The following is a 16,156-nucleotide window of genomic DNA, read 5'->3' as shown; positions in this document are numbered from 1 at the left end:
CGTCATGCTGGCCACATTGGCGGCCAGGCAGATGATGGCCACGGATCATCAAGCGCACCGCACGAGCACAGGACGGACGGCAGCGCTGCTGCGTCTTTCCACCGCGAATGGGTCACCTGTTGATGGGCAACGCAGGGTGTGGTGCACCAACGAGTGACAGCTCGACGCTTGCCAGTCAACGAATCGCCACCAGTGCGTCCTCGGCGCCCCGACGAGCCCGACATGAGAACGTTGCGCTCATCCCGCAAGGGATCCCGGAAAGGTTTATGCCCGTCGCGTCGGCATGCCACGGGGGTGGGCTGTCAGTGGGCCATGGCGCTGTCATTGCGGATGGTCCAGTCCTCGATCGTGCCGGCTGGGACGTCCTGGTCGATACGGTCTGCACCGAAGGGGTGGCCGTCGAGGGTGAGTGCGAAGTAGCGCGAGTTGCACGCGTTGACCACGCGCCAGCGTTCGTGTTGTCGGGGGCGGGCCTAGAACGCGGGGTTCACCTGGCCGCTGACCAACACGAAGCCCGTGCCCTAAGGCGCTTGCAGCGTGTGGCGCGACGTCCTCACGGCTTCGATTTCACCTCCCTACGACGTGTAGATCTGAGCAGCCCCGCGCGCGCAGGTCAGGTCTCCGGAGCGCCGAACTGGTCAGTCAACGAACTCGACGGTGGCAGCGACTCGGTTGGCGCTGCAGCCGGTCGCAGTCATGTTCACAACGGAACCTCGGTCCGGAACTGATTGACGGCCGAGTCAGTGAGCTCGTCGGTCGTCAAGGCTTCGATGACCTCCCAGGTCGTGGTGATTGCCTCTGCCCCGTTAGCGAAAGCCTCCAGTGCCTGCTCAGCAGACTTGATGCTCGCGGCAAGGATGCCCGGGGAGCCTGGTCTGCTGACCGCGCTGAGTTGCGCGACCACGTCACGGGAGTCTGGGCGCAACCTGCGCGCCCGGTCGACGTAGGGGATGACGTAGCGCGCCCCGGCCTGCATGGCAGCGATCATCTGACCTGGGTGGTAGACCGCCGTGAAGGCGACATGATGCCCCTGTCGGACCAATCGTGCGCCGAACGAGAACCACTCGAATTGAGCGGGCAGCTTGAAGATGACCCTCGGGGCGTCATCACCGAGCTGTGTGACGAGCTCGTCCACCTGCGTCCGGGCAGACGCGGCGTCGCGCGCGTGGATCTGATAGAAGATCGGCCCGTCGGGGAACAGCTCGAAGAGCGACAGCAGGTGCACGATCGGCGTCGTGGTCGGCGCTGCCTGGCGCAGGATCGAGGGGTTGGTCGTCACGCCGCTGACGAGACCTGAGCTCGCGGCGAGTTGGATATCCGCTGGCATCGCTGAATCGAGGAACAGGAGATCCATCTCGATCACCTCACCTTGTCGACTTCGGCCACGATGCATCGGGTGCGCTCGACACTGACCGGGTTCCACCAGACACCCTCTTCCTTCATGGCGCTGCCTACGATCGCGCCGTCGGCGATCTGCATCAACTCTTGGGCGTTGTCGGAGTTCAGGCCACTCCCGACTAGGACCGGTCTCGAGGCCACGGAGGAGATGTCCAGCACCTCTTGTGCGGTGGTGGGGTCGCCAGTGCGCTGCCCTGTTGCAATCAGAGCGTCTGCTCCGAACGCCTCGGTGTCATGGGTCAGTTCAGCGATCGTGCGGTCTGCGACGATGGCATGGCTTCCGTGCTTGACGTGGACGTCGGCCAGGACCTTCACGTTTTCGGCCTGGATGGCCGCGCGATAGCGCAGCGTCACGGCCGCGGCCCCTTCGATGATTCCCTCGTTCGCCACGTAGGCGTTCGCCCACTGGTTCGCTCGGATGAACCTGGCCCCGGTCGCCTTGGCAACGGCCAGGCTCTGGAGCGTCGCGTTGGCCAGGCAGAACACACCGACCGGAACATTGACAGCGGCGATCACGGCGCTGGTCGCCACCGCCAGCGCGGCGACCGTCTCAGGGCCCACCAGGTCCGGCTTCAAGAACGGGATGTCACCCTCGTTCTCGACGATCAGACCGTCGATGCCGCCTTCGACGTACCGGAGCGCGTCGGTCACGGCCCGATCGATGATGTCGCGCATAGCGGCTCCCCGGTACTGGGGCGCGCCCGGGAGCGGCTCGAGGTGAATGGTGCCGATCAGGGGCTTGAGTCCGGGAAAGACAGAGCGGAAAGCGTCGGATGGCGGAACGACCTGTCCCTTCGCGTGTGTCATGTGACCTCTCTGAGAAGTTGTCGAGCGACGTTGGATCGATGCTCGACGAGTTGCGGATCGATGTGAGCGGCCGCGGCAAGCGCCCCGCGGGCCTCACACACGAACGAGGAGGAGACCACGCCTCGCACGGCGGCCTCCACGGGGTCGCCGGTGGCCACCAGTCCGGCCAGGAACCCGCCGCAGAAGGCGTCACCGGCGCCGGTCGGGTCCACAAGGTCGTGGACCACCGAGGGAACACGGATAACGGATTGGTCGACCAGCACGTCGACACCCAGGGGACCGCGCTTGATAACGACCGCGGCGCGGCTGCCCCGTTCGATCAGCCACCGCGAGAGGCAGCGAATGTCCGTGTGTCCCCACAAGTCCATGACCTCTTGCTCGCTCGGCAAGAAGGCATCCACCTGACCGAAGAGCTCACCGGATAGATAGGGAGTCCGGTCGATCATGGGCTCGATCAGCACGTCAAGGGTAATGATCAGATCGCGCCCATCCAGCTGCCGCAGCGCCTGGACCTGTCCGTTGCTCGACTGAGGTGCGATATGGACGCCAGCTGGTTGAAAGTCAGTGGGAAAGGGTGAGGCGCGGTGGGCATCGACCTCGGCGAAGCTTCCTCCGCGGCGCTTCTCGATCTGTCGGCGGGCTCCGTCGGTCTCGTACAACAGCCAGAGTCCTATGCTCGCGATCGTCGCCGAGCGGGCCACGCGCTCGGTGCTGATCCCAGCCTGGTTCAGCTGGTCGAGCAGGCCGGCTGGGTAGTCATGGCCTACGACACAGTTGACTGCGACTTCCTCGCACCAGACCCGGGCGCCGACCGCGCTGTACAGCCCGCCTCCTCCAGCTTGCTTCCAGTCGGCGCCCTCGTTCTCGACGATCACGTCGTCAAGTGTGAGCTCGCCCAGCATCACGAGCTGCTCACCGACGGCGGTCACCAGTCCACTGCCAATTGCTCGGTGGAGACCCCCACTGCGAGGGCAACCAGGGCGCGGGCGAGCTGCATCAGGTCGTGGAGGTTCGCGGACGGAAGGCCGCGGTCGAAGTGTCGGTTGGCACCGGGATACCCGAGGACCAGGACCCGGTTGGTGTGGGTCATAGCTACGACGTCGTCCGATCGGGGGACGTAGCCGCCCGAGTTGGGCCTGACGCCGTCGACGATCGAGTTGCCCTTGCACAGGAAGTCCCTCGCGGCCGCGTAGAGCTGTGGCGGCGCGACCGAGCCCCGTCCATGGCTGCTGAATTCGGCCAGCGATGCGCCCCACGGCACGGCGTGGCCCCGCACGTCCTCTTCGTCACGTGCCGGAACCCCGTGGATGTCGATCGCCACGGTCAGCGGAGCGTCCTGGAGCTGGCTTCTGTGAAAATACCGGGCCGCTCCGCGCGAGATCGTTTGGCTCGAGGCACCACTGGGACCTTCCTCCTCGTCGGTGAGGATCAGTGTGAAAGGCACGCCGACCTCTGCCAACACGGAAGCAGCGAGCAGTGCCGCAGTCACCCCCGCTGCGTTGTCGAGCGATCCCGTGACCAGGCCGGTGCTCCGGTCGCAGGCGAGTTCGCTGGCGAGGCAGATCCGATCTCCGGGACCGAGATCGACGTTCGCCGCGCAGCGGAAGAAGTGCTTTCCTCCTTCTTCGATGACCTCGCCTCGATCTGCGGCCGTCCACGTGCCGTCGGGATGGAAGCGGACCACGCGGGCGGGAGCCGGACCTTCCGCCAGGTGGTAGCAGTACGGCGAGATCGGCCAGAGCCCGGGGACGATCCAGCTGTCGTCAACGAGATATGAGACTTCGTCGAGATGGGCCAACATGCGAAGCCCACCCGTGCCGGACGTCAACAGGTCACAGCCGGTCCGCTGATAATCCAGATGCAGCTCAGTGCCCTGCTTTGACATGTCCTGGTCTACGAACCACGCCCGCACGCGTGCACCCCTGGTGATCGACGAGGCCCCCGACGGTGCGGGTGTATTCGCCACGGTCGCCAACAGCTCTAGGGTGCTGTCGAAGGTGATGAGCTCATCACAGGCGCGGGCCGCAGCCGCTGCCACTGCCGGGTGATCGGCGCGCATCTCAGAGCCCCCGTGCACTCTTGCGCTGGAGCAGAGCCGCAGCGATGATCAGAGCGCCCCGGAAGAGGTTCTGCGCATACGGGCTCACCCCGGTGAGGTTGAGGAAGTTGGAGAGCACCCCCAACAAGGCTGCCCCGATGAACGTGCCGCCAACGCCGCCAGCACCACCGAACAGGCTGGTGCCGCCCACCACAGTTGCTGCGATGGCGGCAAGCTCGTACCCGTCGCCGGAAACCGGGGATCCGACTCCCAACTGACTGGCGTAGAGCACGCCGGCCACTCCTGCCATCAACCCTGAGATCACATAGACGGTCGTCTTCACCCGGCCGACAGAGATTCCTGAGAGGCGAGCGGCCTCTTCGTTGGCTCCCACGGCGTAGACGGAGCGGCCGAAGACCGTGTGCCGGAGCACGAACCAGGTGACGACGACCAGGGACAAGAAAACAAGGATCGGATTCGGGATGCCGAGGACGCGCCCGTTGCCGAGGGCGAGGAACGTCTGGTTGGTGATCACGATCGGCGTTCCCTGGGTGTACAGGAGCGCGATGCCTTTGGCCATGGCCAACATGCCAAGGGTCATGATGAATGGCTGCACCTTGCCGAGGGTGATGCCGATGCCGTTGATCAGCCCGAGCAACGCCCCCATGCCTAGCGCCACCACGATCCCTATGAAGACCCCTTGTGTTTGGACGGCGTCGGCGCCGTACACCACGACGACGCTCAGGATCGCACCTACTGACAGGTCGATCCCGGCCGTGATGATGACGAACGTCATGCCCAGACCCAGCACTCCGACGATCGAGATCTGGCGCAGGACGTTGAGCAGGTTCTGAACCTGCAGGAATCGATCAGAACTAAGGGTGGCGACGACGATCATGAGCGCCAACGCGATCGCGGGTCCGTACTTTCGCACGATCGCTCCAAGCCTCTCAAGGCGAGCGATGGCCGCCTGCGAATTCTTCGCGACGTTGATGGTCGTGCTCACCGGTGCTCCTCCGACGTACGTTTGTGTGTGCTGGCTGCGGGAGCTCCCTGTGAGGCTCCGACTGGACGGTTGGTGTCGACGATGGCGGCCCGCGTCACTGCTTGTTCGGTGATGTCGGACCCCACGAATTCGGCGGCGATGGTGCGATCGCGCATCACGACCACCCGGTTCGACAAGGACAAGATCTCTTCGATCTCACTGGAGATCATCAGGATCGCCCGACCGCTTTCTGCGAGCTGGTGGATCAGCCGATAGATCTCGGCCTTGCTGCCGACATCGATCCCGCGGGTGGGCTCATCGAGGATGAGCACGGAAGGGTCGGCGGCAAGCCACCGAGCGATCATCACCTTCTGCTGGTTTCCCCCGGACAGTGTTCCGGCCTGGACCGAAAGGTTGGGCGCGCTCAAGCTCACCGCGGCGGCATGATGCTCCGAGTTCCGCGAGTCCCAGCCGGACCGGATCACGCCGAGTCGCGAGCGCATCTTCAGGCTAGCCAGTCCGATGTTCTCTCGGATCGATCTGTTGAGGAGCAAGCCTTGGTCCTTGCGGTCCTCCGGCAGGTAGGCGATTCCTCTGCGCTTCGCGCGGCGAGGAGATCGTCGTCGAAACAGCTCGCCGTGTACCAAGACGCAGCCCTGCGACGGGTCGGCACCGATAATGGCTCGCGCCAGTTCGGTTCGACCGGATCCGACGAGCCCGGCGAGTCCGACGATCTCGCCTGCCTTCACGCTGAGGCTTATCGGGCCCTTGCCACCGCGCAAGCTAAGGTTCCGAACCTCGAGCAGGGTGGCTGCATCTGCCGACGGCGACGACTTCTTCGGGACGGCCAGTTCCCGGCCGGTCATCAGGGTGACCAGCTGCTCCTGATCAATGCTCCGAGTCTGGACGGTTTTTTGAAGCTGGCCATCCTTGAGCACCGTTACGCGGTCACTGAGGTCGAGGACCTCACCGAGCCGGTGTGAGATGTAAACAATGCCGACGCCGTCGGCGCGCAGCGACCTGACGACGTCGTACAGGGTCTGGAGCTCGGCTTGGCCCAGGTTCGCCGACGCCTCGTCGAGGACCAGCACTGAGGTGTCCCGGGTGAGTGCGCGGGCGATTTCCACGAGCTGTTGCTGGCCCAGACCCAACCTGTTCATGGGGGACTTCTCACTGATTTCAACCCCCAGCCGGTCAAGCACCTCCCGAGACCGTCGGTGGGCAGTGCTCCAGTCGACTCGGCCGTAGCGTTGCGGGAGCCGGCCCAGCAGGATGTTCTCCGTGACGCTCAGCATGGGGGCCGCCACCAGTTCCTGGTGAACCAGGCTGATTCCGTGAGCGAGCGCATCGCGGGGACCTGCCATCCTTACCCGCTGACCCCGTATCGCGATCTCCCCCGCGGTCGGGTGAATGACGCCGCCCAAAATCTTCATCAGCGTGGACTTGCCAGCGCCGTTCTCCCCGGCGAGCGCGTGGATTTCGCCGGGGAGGACGTCGAAGTCGACACCATCGAGTGCACGAACGCCTGGGTACCGCTTCTCGATGCCGGTTAACTGCACCAGTGGGCTCTGAGCGTCGTTCTCCTTCATGGGTTCCTCTGGCGTCGGTGGTCGGCGGTTGGTTAGGACAGATCAGGCGCAGGGGTTGACCGGCTTCTCGAACCCGCCCCAGCCCTTGGGAATCCACTCCTCTGCGTTCTCGGGCACGACCGTCGGCAAGCTAGGCAGCTGCAGCATCTGACCGGGCTCCACGTAGGACTCAGCCCCGGGGATGGACTCGCCCTGAAGCGCCATCAGTGCTGCGCGCACGCCGATGTCGCCGATGTAGGGCGAGTAGTTCCCGTCCGCCTGGAAACTTCCGTCCTTGACCCACTCGAAAGCCGGAGCGGATCCGTCGTGGGTGTAGTGAAGAATGTTCTCGTCACAGCGTCCGGCGTTGGCGATTGCCTGCTGCGCTCCCCATGAAGACTCTTCGGCGTGCGAGAAGATCGCGTCGATGTCGTCGTACTTCGTGAGCCAGTCGTCCATGAGGGTCACGGCAGGCTCCCGCACCCACTCGCCATCTCCGACCGCGAGGATCTCGATGCCCGGCGCCTCCTTCAGCGCCCGGCGCAGTCCCGCACTCCGATCGGTCGCCGGAGACGAGCCCGACAGGCCGGTGATCTCTAGGATCCTCCCTTGCCCATCCATGTCCTCGATCATTTGCTTCGCGGTCTCGTAGGCCATCTCCTCGTTCGACTGACCGATGAAGAGGGTCTTTTCAGTGGGCACGTCTCGGTCCAGCACGATCAAGGGGATGTTCGCGGCCATGACTCGATCGGCTGCCGGTGCCAGACCGGCCGACTCCACAGGACTCAAAATGATGGCGTCTGCGCCGCTGGATATCAGGTCGGCCACATCGTTCGACTGATCGGCCACATCGCAGTTGCCGTCCGCGACGATCAGCTTGACTCCGTCGTGTCGGGCAACCTCCGCCTTCGCACTCTCCACCATCTCCGTGCGCCACGGGTGGTTGAAGCACGTCTGAGAGAACCCGATCGTGATTTCCTCCTTCCCGCCGACATCTACCGCGCCGTCATCCATCGAAAGAATGTCGGTAAAGGGAAGGGTGCCGTAGTCCTTGCCAGCGCCCTCGGCGTCGCCGGACCCGTTCGCGGAGTCGACAGAGGAGGCAGTGCAGCCGGCCGTTAGCACTGCGGCTGCGGCCAGCGCGGTCAATCCTTTGAGCATGGGTTCTCCTTGGAAAGGCCGCAGCGCCCCGGGACGGGCGCGCTGCAGTATGGGTTGATGTGACGGATCAGGCTCAGCGTGGGTTGGTCAAGTCGACGGTGTACTCGTAGCGGTCAGCCGCGAACGTCATAACGGTCCATTCGACCGGCCGCTCGCTGGGTGTGTAGCTCACCCGACGCACGACAAGGGTCGCGCTGTCGGCCGCTACCTCCAGTTGTTGGGCTTGCTCGCTTGTGGCGTGCGCGCCCCGCACGGTTTCGACTCCACGGGCAAGACGAAGGCCGATGTCCGGGCCTTGCAGCAGCTCATAGAGGGACGAGCCCTCGATCACCTCGGCGGTGAAGAGGTCGGTCCGGCCGCTCAGGCACTCGATCGGCAACCAGGTCTCCGCGATCGCCAGCGGACATCCGTCCACCAGGAGCAACCTCGAGATGAACTGGAACGGGCCCTCTGGCATGCCCGGCAGGACTCGTGGTTCGGGTGGGGCCTCAACCAAGCAGCTTCTCACCAGTTTTCGTTGCGGATCGTAGCCCTGGCTGCGCATGTTCTGCGTGAAAGAGGTCAACAACGACTGGTGGCTCGGACGCGGCTTGGCGACGAAGGAACCACTCCCCTGCACGCGTTCGACATACCCGTCGGCGACCAGCCGGGTGAGCGCCTGGCGGATCGTCTGCCGGGAGACTCCATAGCTCTCGGCGATCTCGCTCTCCGTGGGGAGCCGGTCCCCGGACTTGAGACCGCGCTGGGCGATGTAAGACAACAGTGCGCTCTCCAGCTGGACGTAGAGCGGCGTCACCAGTCGCCGATCAATAGTTGTCATGACAACATGTCTACCGGTTCACTGACTGTTTAGGGTGCTTCCGTGTGTCGCATCTCACAGTTCAAGATGAACCGAGTCCGCTACCCGATGAGGAGGCACGACGATGAGCGCCAGACCTGTTGCCGAGATGACGAGCCGTGGCTCCCCACGTTCGCCGCGCCTGGTCGCGGTCGACGTGGACGGGACACTGCTGACCAGCGACCACCGCATCACTGGCCCGACGCACGAGGCCGCTGCCCGGATTCGGGCAACGGGCTCCGGAGTCGTCCTGGCCAGCTCCAGGCCGCCACTGGCCCTGGAGCCGATCCTGCGCCGGCTGGGACTCGTTGAGCCGACGGCGTTCACCGCCTCCCAGGGCGCCGTAACCGGAACCGCACGGATGGGAGGCGGCCTCCAGATCCAACACCGGGACTCAATGCCGCTGCTCGCAGCTCGCGCATTCGTTCGCGAGACCGTAGCCGCAGGTTGGACGGTGAGCTGGTTCACGACCAGCACCTGGTTCGTGTCCCGGCTCGACGACGATGTACGGCGGGAGGCCGAGGCCGTCGGACTCGATCCGGTGGTGCGTGACCTGACCGGGGTGGACGATCCCCCAGACAAACTGATGCTCATGTCGGTCCCCCTCCACCTCACTGCGAGCGAGGTGGTCGGGCCGGACTTGGCGGCGACGCTCCAGGCCCTCGACTCGAGCCCTGGGTACGTGGAGATCACCAGGAAGGGGGTGGACAAGTCGACCGCCCTGCGTCGCCTTTGCGAGTCGGGGCACGTCGATGCCTCCTCGGTCGCCGTCATCGGTGACGGTCCCAACGATCTGGCATTGTTCGAGTTCGCGGGGCTCAGCATTGCGACCGCTAACGCCCGGCCCGAGGTGCTCCAGGCGGCCGATTTCGTCACTGCCAGCAACGACGACGACGGAGTCGCGATCGCCCTGAACGCACTCATGGGGTTCCCCGCGGAGTCGCGACTCCCGTGATTTCTGTCGTCGTGGTGCATCTGCGCAACGTCAGAGGACGCATCGGACACGGGTATCTCGCCGTCGCCGAAGGAGCCAATGCGATCAGCCGGCTCAAGGCCATCGCTTCAAACACCGAGCTCGACCTCCGCGTCCCGCACGGGCTCGACCAACGCTTCGCACACTAAACGCCCGTATGGCCGCCGCGCCGGCCGGATTTCGTCCAAACGGACGCAGTTCCGCAGCAGACCGGGTGTCCAATGACGCGAATGGCGAGTCCTGGGACTGGGAGTTGAATCGAGGTGCGTCATTCCGCCGCGAAAGGTGCTGTGGAAAGCGTTGGATTACGGTTGAAGATGTGTTCTAATAGTTGTAGCACGCGAGTTCACTCGCAACCGATGCAGCAGTTCTCCGGGTGTGCTTCCGGGGCCCGTCATCCTGTGACGCAGCTGCATCAAGGTCCTTCGCAAGTCCTGTGGAGCGATACCCGGGCGCAGGTCGACCCTGAGGCTCCTTCGATGCTTTGTCCCTCCAGCATCACCCCAGCAGAGGTTGTCGCGTGCGCCGACGCTCAGCTGGCGCCGCTGAATAATCGGTTGTGGGCCGCGGTGTCGGACGACGAGCTGGTCGAGGGTCTCGGCGCGCTCGTGGAGCACGAGGCGCACCTCGCAGCGCTGCGGGCGCAGATGTTGGGCGAGATCGCGGGTCGTGACCTGGCACGTAAGAAGTTGGCGTGGGCCTCGACCGGTGACTGGTACGCCCACCTCGCCGGGCTCACCCGGGGTGCCGGACACCGTGCAGTGACACACGCCCAGGTCCTGACCAGTGAACTCCCCGCGACGTTGGCCGCTATGACCGACGGCCGGGTCTCGGGGGTACAGGCGGGCGTGATCTGCGAGGCCATCGACAAACTCCCCACCGACGCGACCCTGCGCGACGAGGCCGAGACGCGGTTGCTCGCCGAGGCCGCCCACCTCGACGCCACTCAACTCACCGTGGCCGGACAACAGATCCTCGCCCATGTCGATCCCGACCGTGTCGAGCGCCAAGCCGAGGCCGACCTGGCCCGTGAGGAACGCGCCGCGCACCTCGGACGGAACCTGACGATCACCCCGGACGGTGCCGGCGGGATCCGGATCCGCGGTCGGGGGGCAGTCGAGGACGGTGCGGTCCTGCGCGCAGCACTGCTCCCGTTGACCAAACCGGTGCCCATGGTCGACCCTCAGGACCCCGACGCCGGACTGCAGGGGGACCCGCGTGATCACGGTGCCCGGCTGTGGGATGGCCTGGTCGGACTGGCCCAGCACTCCCTCGACACCAACCTGGCTCCTGAGAGCCACGGCGCCCGCCCCCGTGTCAGTGTCCTGATCGACCTCGACGCCCTACGCCACCACACAGTCCATGCAGATCACGCAGAGGCCACCGGGACCACTGACGACACAGATGACAGCGACGACACGGACAGCGCCGGCGGCGCCCGGAGCGCAGAGGCCACCGGCCACACCGGGGCCACCGGCCACACCGGGGCCACCGGGGGAGCAGCGGTGACCGAGGACGGGCTCCGCCTGTCCCACGCCGCGGCCCGCCGCCTGGCCTGCGACGCCGACATCCTCCCGATCTGCCTGGGCGCCGACAGTGAGGTCCTCGACGTCGGCCGACGACACCGACTGGTGACCACTGCCCTGTGGGTCGCGCTCATCGCCCGCGACCACCACTGCGCCTTCCCGGGCTGCACCCGGCCACCAGTCATGTGCCACGGCCACCACATCCGCCACTGGGCCGACGGCGGCCCGACCAGCCTGCCCAACCTCGTGATGCTCTGCGGCGCCCACCACCGCACCATCCACGACACCACCTGGCAAGTACGCCTCGCAGCCGACAACCGACCCGAGTTCCTCCCACCACCACGACGACGCCACGACCCAGTACCCCAGATCTGGACACGACATCGACCGCGACAAGAGTGAAGTTGATCGGTGAGCCCGACCAGTGAGCCCGACCTGTGATCGGACGTTCAGGACGCCACGATGATCGGTGCCGGCCGCTGTCGGGATCGCAGGTCGGACAGGTTGACGACGGGCTCGCAACCGGCGGCTTCCGAGTTCGGTGCTATCTGGTTCAGCGGAGCGGGGTGGTGCGCGACTCTGGCCCGGGACCGGGCTGGCAGTGCGGGCACCACCACGTGCGCCGGTTGGCCGGGTCGTTTGGCAGCTCGGCGACCATCAGCACCACCGTGCCGCAGCGCAGGCATGGCCGTCGTTGCCGCCCGGCCACCCAGTGGGACTCGCCGCGCCGCGACAGCCCGGTCGTCACCTGGTAGGCGCCGGGCACCGTCGCCGAGTGGCGCAGTGCGGTGCCGGCACGGGTGACGAGCCGGTCGACGTCGACGCTCCCGATCGGCGTCCACGGGCTGACCCCGGTGAGGAAGGCCAGCTCGTTGGCCCACAGGTTGCCGAGGCCGGCCATGAGCGTCTGGTCGAGCAGGGCAGAGACCAGCGCGAGCTCGGGCCGGCTGCGCAGCCGCCGGACGGCCTCGTCGTGGTCCCAGTCGTCACGCAGCGGGTCGGGGCCGAGGTGGCCGATGAGCGACGCCTCCTCGGCGGTCGCCACCAGCGCCAGGTCGTGCAGTCGCAGGCCCCAGGCCGTGGCGCCGTCGTCGAGGCCCAGCACCAGTCGTACGTCGTGCATCAGGCGGCGGGGGAGCTGCTTGCCGGGCCCGGTGACCGACCACTCGCCGTCCATGCGCAGGTGGCTGTGCAGGGTCGCGCCGCCGGAGAAGCGGGTGAGCAGGTGCTTGCCGTGGGTGGCGTGCTCGAGGATGGTGCGCCCGGTCAGGTCGCGCGTCGCGAGTCGGGGCACGCGCAGGTCGGATCCGACGATCGTGCGGTCCAGGAGCGAACGGTCGAGGCGCCGGGCGAGCTTGTAGACGCTGTCCCCCTCCGGCACCCCTCCATCATGCCCAACGGGCCGTCATCGCCCGCAGCGCCGCGTCTCCAAAGTGCTGGCCGAGTCGGCAGTCCGGCCGGCACCGACCGTGGAGACGCGGCCTCGGTGTCAGCCCATCCGGCGCGTCTCGCGCGCAATCACCCTGCCGTCGCGTAGCCACGCAACCGTGACCCGGTGCGCTCCTCGACCGAGTCCGGCGGGTGTGCTCAGGATGTAGCGGTCGCTCCCGTGCCGGGTCATGACCGTCGTGGCGGCGACGCGGGTGCCGTCGACGTAGAGGACCACGCGCTCGTCGTCCTTGGTCGGGCAGCCGTCCGGCGAGATGCTGGCCGCGCGTGGGCACCGGTCGAACGTGTCGAAGGTGCCGTCAGCATCGGTGTCGGGGCAGCCGCCGCCGGCGCTCGGGCCGGCCTTGGTGACACAGGCGTCGGCGATGTTCGGGACGCCGTCATGGTCCTTGTCGGCAACGACGGTCTTCACCGTGGCCGTGAGCGTGTAGGTGACCGGGCCGGTGATCTCCTGCGGGTCGATGGTGAGGCTCAGGTCGCGACGCGCCCACGGAACGGTCACGGTGACCTTCCCGCTCTTGGTCACGGCGTGCTGCCCGGAGCCGCCGTTGACCAACAGCGCGAGAGCAGAGCTCGGGTTGTCCCAGGTGAGCGTCGCGGTGACCGTCGACTGCCGCTTGATCGGCAGGGACAGGTAGTCCCGGCTGTCCACGGTGCTGACCAGCCCCACGCCGAGGGTGCTGTCGGTCGGGACGAAGAGGTTGCCGCTGCCGTTGTCGAGCGAGACGGTCCTGCTGGTGACCCGGCGGGCAACCGGAGCGTCGCGTGACTCGCGCGCCATGCGTGGTGCCGCCAAGGCGAGGCCCTTCGCGTCGGGAGCGGAGTCCGTCGTGGCGAGCCAGTCGTTGCTGCGCGCGTGCAGACCGGTCTCACCGAAGATCGTGTACGGCGCGAAGATGTGCTGGTCGGCCAGGTAGTCGCGGCGGATGTGGAAGGTGACCTCGTTCGTGTCATAGTCCCACTTCGCCGTGCCGGACGGCAGGTAGTAGCCGGTGCCGTTGTCCATGGTCATCGGCTTCCCGCTGGTGTTGCCGGTGCCGATGAAGGAGTCGAAGCGGCGGCCACTGATCAGCAGGCTGTACGCCGTGACCGAGCCGGCCTTCGCGACCGGCCACAGCTGGGAGACCGACATCGTCGCGTCGACGGCGGTGCGGGTCGTGCGCACCTTCACCCCGGTGATGTCGGTGATCGGCGTGATCGAGTCCGACGTCGCGTCGGTGGCCGACCGCGCGTGGGCGTGCGTCACGGGCACCTTGGGCACGTTGCGCGCCGTACCCACGACACGGAGCCGGCCTCCTTGTTCGGTCAGCGTGCCGATGGCGAGTCGCGGCTTGGTCGTCTCGACCTCGTGCGGCATGAAGTCACCGTAGGAGCCCGGGAGGATGCTGTAGTTCGGCTGCGGGCAGTCGGTCGGCGAGCCCGTGGACGAGGCGTAGAGGTGGTCGTCCGGGTGCTGCACCTGGAACGAGTTGGCGCCGTCACCCACGACGTCGTTGGGCACCAACTGGTCGGCCCCGTTGACCTTGCCGTCACCGGTGACGTCGAGGTAGCCGCTCATCCGGAGGGCGAAGCCTTCGACATCGAGCGTCGAGACGCACTTGGTGAGCCCAGGCGGATCGGTGCTGTAGGCCATGATGTCGTTGGTCGGGGTCGGACCCCACGGGCCGTCGGCGCCGTCACCGACGTGGCCGAGGGTCAGGCAGTGCCCGAACTCGTGGCTGATCAGGTCGAAGATCCCGAAGAAGTCCGAGGCTCCCGGCACCGGGTCGATCGCACCGTTGACCGCGAAGCAGACGTTGCCGCCGACGCCGCCACAGTCCTCGACGTAGACACCGCCCTTCTCGCGTCCGTGCTGCTCCCAGCCCGGCTTGGCCTGCCAGGCCGCCATGCTGAACGGGTCGGGGACGCTCGTGCACGGCAGGCCCTCCCCGTCGGTGACGCCGAGCTGGGAGGCGAGGTTGGACGGGTCGACGCCGATCCCGATGCCCCCGACCGGGTTGCTGGCGATGACCACGATCTCGGGGTCCACGAGGTTCAGCGGCTCGGCGAGCGTGCCGTCGGGGTCGATCACCACCTCGTGTGTGCGGATGTGCATGTCGAAGCCCTTGCGCAGCCACTGCAGGTCCATCTCGCCGGCGAGGTAGTGCAGCCCGTCGTCCCACATCTGTACCGCCTGCTCGGCCATCCGCATGTCGCGCTCCGCCGCCGGCGAGACCGGCACCAGGATGTCGACGTCGACGCGAGGTGTATCGAGGGCGTTGAGCCCGACCAACATGTGATAGCAGAGGTTGTCGGGATTGAGCGGGTCGCGGTCGGCGATGCAGCCGGCGGGCAGGCTGCCGTCGCCGAAGTGCGGACCGACGTACGACGCCGAGGGGCTGCTCGTGGCCGGCGGGCTGGTGCTCAGGATCGCAAGGCTCGCCATGGCGACCAGAGCCAGGAAAACGCGGGGGTGGGGGAAGTGCATGCCGTCCCAACGACGCGCGAGCGCAAAGGGAACGTCAGGATCGCGGTGGCGCGTCACTATCGCCCCAGCCGACACCCCACTAACGGGATCGGTTGCCGATGATCACGCTCCCAGCTCTGCCAGCCGCGCCAGGCCCGGTCCGACGTTCACGGCCAGCCGGGCGCCGGCGTCGTCGAAGGCGGCCGAGCGCTGGTGGCCGGGTGGGACACGGGCGGGGTTGAGCGCCACCCCGTCGGCCCAGGCCTTGATGTCGGGCTCGGCGCCGAAGGCAGCGGAGTTGCGCAGGCCCAGCACGTTCATCCGCGCCCAGTCGCCCAGCGAGTTGCCGTACGACGACGGCGCGCACAGCCGGTTCTTCTCGCGGTCGTTGTCGCGCGTCGCCTCGACATAGCCGATCAACGCGGCGCCGAAGCACGGGAAGCCGGCCCGCACGGGCTGCAGGGTGATCGCGTCCGAGCGCCAGATCGGCATCCGGGGAGGGTTCTTGAGGCCGTCGGCCGCGCAGTTGACGACGATGGCGTCGGGCGCGATGGCGACCTCGCCGTCGGCGAGATCGATCCGAGCGGCCGAGACGGAGCGGATGTGCCCGAGCCTCACCACGTTCGTGATCGAGCGGAGCTGCTCGAGCTCCCAGGTGCCCAGGGTCGGCGCCTTCGCCATGGTCGGCGTGATCGAGCGGTCGAGGCGCAGCATGATGCCGGCCTCCTCCAGGCGCAGGAACACGTCGTCCAGCGACGACCCCGACGCGGCGGCCGACATGATGTCGGCAACCATCTTGAGATACACGGCGGGGTCGGGCTGCACCACCGCCCGGTTGAGCATCCACGGGTCACGGGGTCTCACCCAGCCGATCGCGTCGGGGTCCACCCCGCGGCCGAGCAACCAGATGCAGGCGTCGGTGGCGGTCTTGCCCGATCCCACGACGACGTACTGGCTCGGGTCGTCG

14 protein-coding genes and 1 pseudogene are annotated in these 16,156 nt (G+C 66.8%); 3 read left to right on the top strand and 12 right to left on the bottom strand.

Annotated elements, in window-relative coordinates:
* Positions 1–302: 302 nt before the first annotated feature.
* From H7290_RS19400 to H7290_RS19360, 9 genes are all read right to left on the bottom strand, one after another.
* Positions 303–443, bottom strand: coding sequence for a hypothetical protein (locus H7290_RS19400; RefSeq protein WP_290515664.1), 141 nt, complete (start codon positions 441–443; stop codon positions 303–305).
* Between the two features lie 257 nt (positions 444–700).
* Complete coding sequence (locus H7290_RS19395; protein ID WP_290515663.1) at positions 701–1,354, bottom strand: transaldolase family protein; 654 nt, start codon at positions 1,352–1,354, stop codon at positions 701–703.
* A gap of 5 nt (positions 1,355–1,359) precedes the next feature.
* Positions 1,360–2,205 (bottom strand): BtpA/SgcQ family protein, encoded by an 846-nt coding sequence (locus H7290_RS19390; RefSeq protein WP_290515662.1) that lies wholly within the window; start codon positions 2,203–2,205, stop codon positions 1,360–1,362.
* Positions 2,202–3,134: a PfkB family carbohydrate kinase gene (locus tag H7290_RS19385; protein WP_290515661.1), complete on the bottom strand. Its 933-nt coding sequence runs from the start codon at positions 3,132–3,134 to the stop codon at positions 2,202–2,204. Before H7290_RS19385 ends, H7290_RS19390 begins: the two co-directional genes overlap by 4 nt.
* A complete protein-coding gene (locus tag H7290_RS19380; protein WP_290515660.1) occupies positions 3,131–4,264 on the bottom strand; it encodes a hypothetical protein in 1,134 nt (377 codons plus the stop codon). The genes H7290_RS19385 and H7290_RS19380 overlap by 4 nt, the downstream gene beginning before the upstream one ends.
* A 1-nt stretch (position 4,265) precedes the next feature.
* Entirely contained in the window at positions 4,266–5,249 is a 984-nt protein-coding gene (locus H7290_RS19375) for an ABC transporter permease (protein ID WP_290515659.1), read from the bottom strand.
* Positions 5,246–6,817, bottom strand: coding sequence for a sugar ABC transporter ATP-binding protein (locus H7290_RS19370; RefSeq protein ID WP_290515658.1), 1,572 nt, complete (start codon positions 6,815–6,817; stop codon positions 5,246–5,248). Before H7290_RS19370 ends, H7290_RS19375 begins: the two co-directional genes overlap by 4 nt.
* 42 nt (positions 6,818–6,859) lie before the next feature.
* Complete coding sequence (locus H7290_RS19365; protein ID WP_290515657.1) at positions 6,860–7,957, bottom strand: substrate-binding domain-containing protein; 1,098 nt, start codon at positions 7,955–7,957, stop codon at positions 6,860–6,862.
* A gap of 73 nt (positions 7,958–8,030) precedes the next feature.
* Positions 8,031–8,777, bottom strand: a complete 747-nt coding sequence (locus H7290_RS19360; protein ID WP_290515656.1) for a GntR family transcriptional regulator — start codon at positions 8,775–8,777, stop codon at positions 8,031–8,033.
* A gap of 103 nt (positions 8,778–8,880) precedes the next feature.
* Between H7290_RS19360 and H7290_RS19355 the strand changes: the two genes are divergently transcribed.
* The 3 genes from H7290_RS19355 to H7290_RS19345 all read left to right on the top strand — a co-directional run bounded on the left by H7290_RS19355 (position 8,881) and on the right by H7290_RS19345 (position 11,696).
* Entirely contained in the window at positions 8,881–9,750 is an 870-nt protein-coding gene (locus H7290_RS19355; RefSeq protein WP_290515655.1) for an HAD-IIB family hydrolase, read from the top strand.
* Positions 9,747–9,917, top strand: coding sequence for a hypothetical protein (locus tag H7290_RS19350; protein WP_290515654.1), 171 nt, complete (start codon positions 9,747–9,749; stop codon positions 9,915–9,917). The genes H7290_RS19355 and H7290_RS19350 overlap by 4 nt, the downstream gene beginning before the upstream one ends.
* Before the next feature lie 330 nt (positions 9,918–10,247).
* Positions 10,248–11,696 carry an HNH endonuclease signature motif containing protein gene (locus H7290_RS19345; protein WP_290515653.1) on the top strand — a complete coding sequence of 483 codons (1,449 nt, stop codon included), beginning with the start codon at positions 10,248–10,250 and terminating at the stop codon, positions 11,694–11,696.
* A 151-nt stretch (positions 11,697–11,847) separates the two neighbouring features.
* Here H7290_RS19345 and H7290_RS19340 read toward each other — a convergent pair whose 3' ends face one another.
* The 3 genes and pseudogenes from H7290_RS19340 to H7290_RS19330 all read right to left on the bottom strand — a co-directional run.
* Positions 11,848–12,675 (bottom strand): DNA-formamidopyrimidine glycosylase family protein, encoded by an 828-nt coding sequence (locus tag H7290_RS19340; protein WP_290515652.1) that lies wholly within the window; start codon positions 12,673–12,675, stop codon positions 11,848–11,850.
* A gap of 108 nt (positions 12,676–12,783) precedes the next feature.
* Entirely contained in the window at positions 12,784–15,267 is a 2,484-nt protein-coding gene (locus H7290_RS19335; RefSeq protein ID WP_290515651.1) for a hypothetical protein, read from the bottom strand.
* 45 nt (positions 15,268–15,312) lie between these two features.
* A pseudogene (locus tag H7290_RS19330) lies at positions 15,313–16,156 on the bottom strand (pyridine nucleotide-disulfide oxidoreductase); the annotation flags it as partial.

The organism is Aeromicrobium sp., from assembly GCF_014378035.1.
In the GTDB taxonomy this organism is placed as follows: Bacteria; Actinomycetota; Actinomycetes; order Propionibacteriales; family Nocardioidaceae; genus Aeromicrobium.
Note: the sequence above shows the minus strand (reverse complement) of the source record. Positions and strands in the feature narration are given on the sequence as shown.

Coding starts and splice junctions, on each gene's coding strand:
- H7290_RS19395 (WP_290515663.1), bottom strand. CDS start 1,354: ATGGATCTCCTGTTCCTCGATTCAGCGATGCCAGCGGATATCCAACTC.
- H7290_RS19365 (WP_290515657.1), bottom strand. CDS start 7,957: ATGCTCAAAGGATTGACCGCGCTGGCCGCAGCCGCAGTGCTAACGGCC.
- H7290_RS19355 (WP_290515655.1), top strand. CDS start 8,881: ATGAGCGCCAGACCTGTTGCCGAGATGACGAGCCGTGGCTCCCCACGT.
- H7290_RS19360 (WP_290515656.1), bottom strand. CDS start 8,777: ATGACAACTATTGATCGGCGACTGGTGACGCCGCTCTACGTCCAGCTG.
- H7290_RS19380 (WP_290515660.1), bottom strand. CDS start 4,264: ATGCGCGCCGATCACCCGGCAGTGGCAGCGGCTGCGGCCCGCGCCTGT.
- H7290_RS19345 (WP_290515653.1), top strand. CDS start 10,248: ATGCTTTGTCCCTCCAGCATCACCCCAGCAGAGGTTGTCGCGTGCGCC.
- H7290_RS19390 (WP_290515662.1), bottom strand. CDS start 2,205: ATGACACACGCGAAGGGACAGGTCGTTCCGCCATCCGACGCTTTCCGC.
- H7290_RS19370 (WP_290515658.1), bottom strand. CDS start 6,817: ATGAAGGAGAACGACGCTCAGAGCCCACTGGTGCAGTTAACCGGCATC.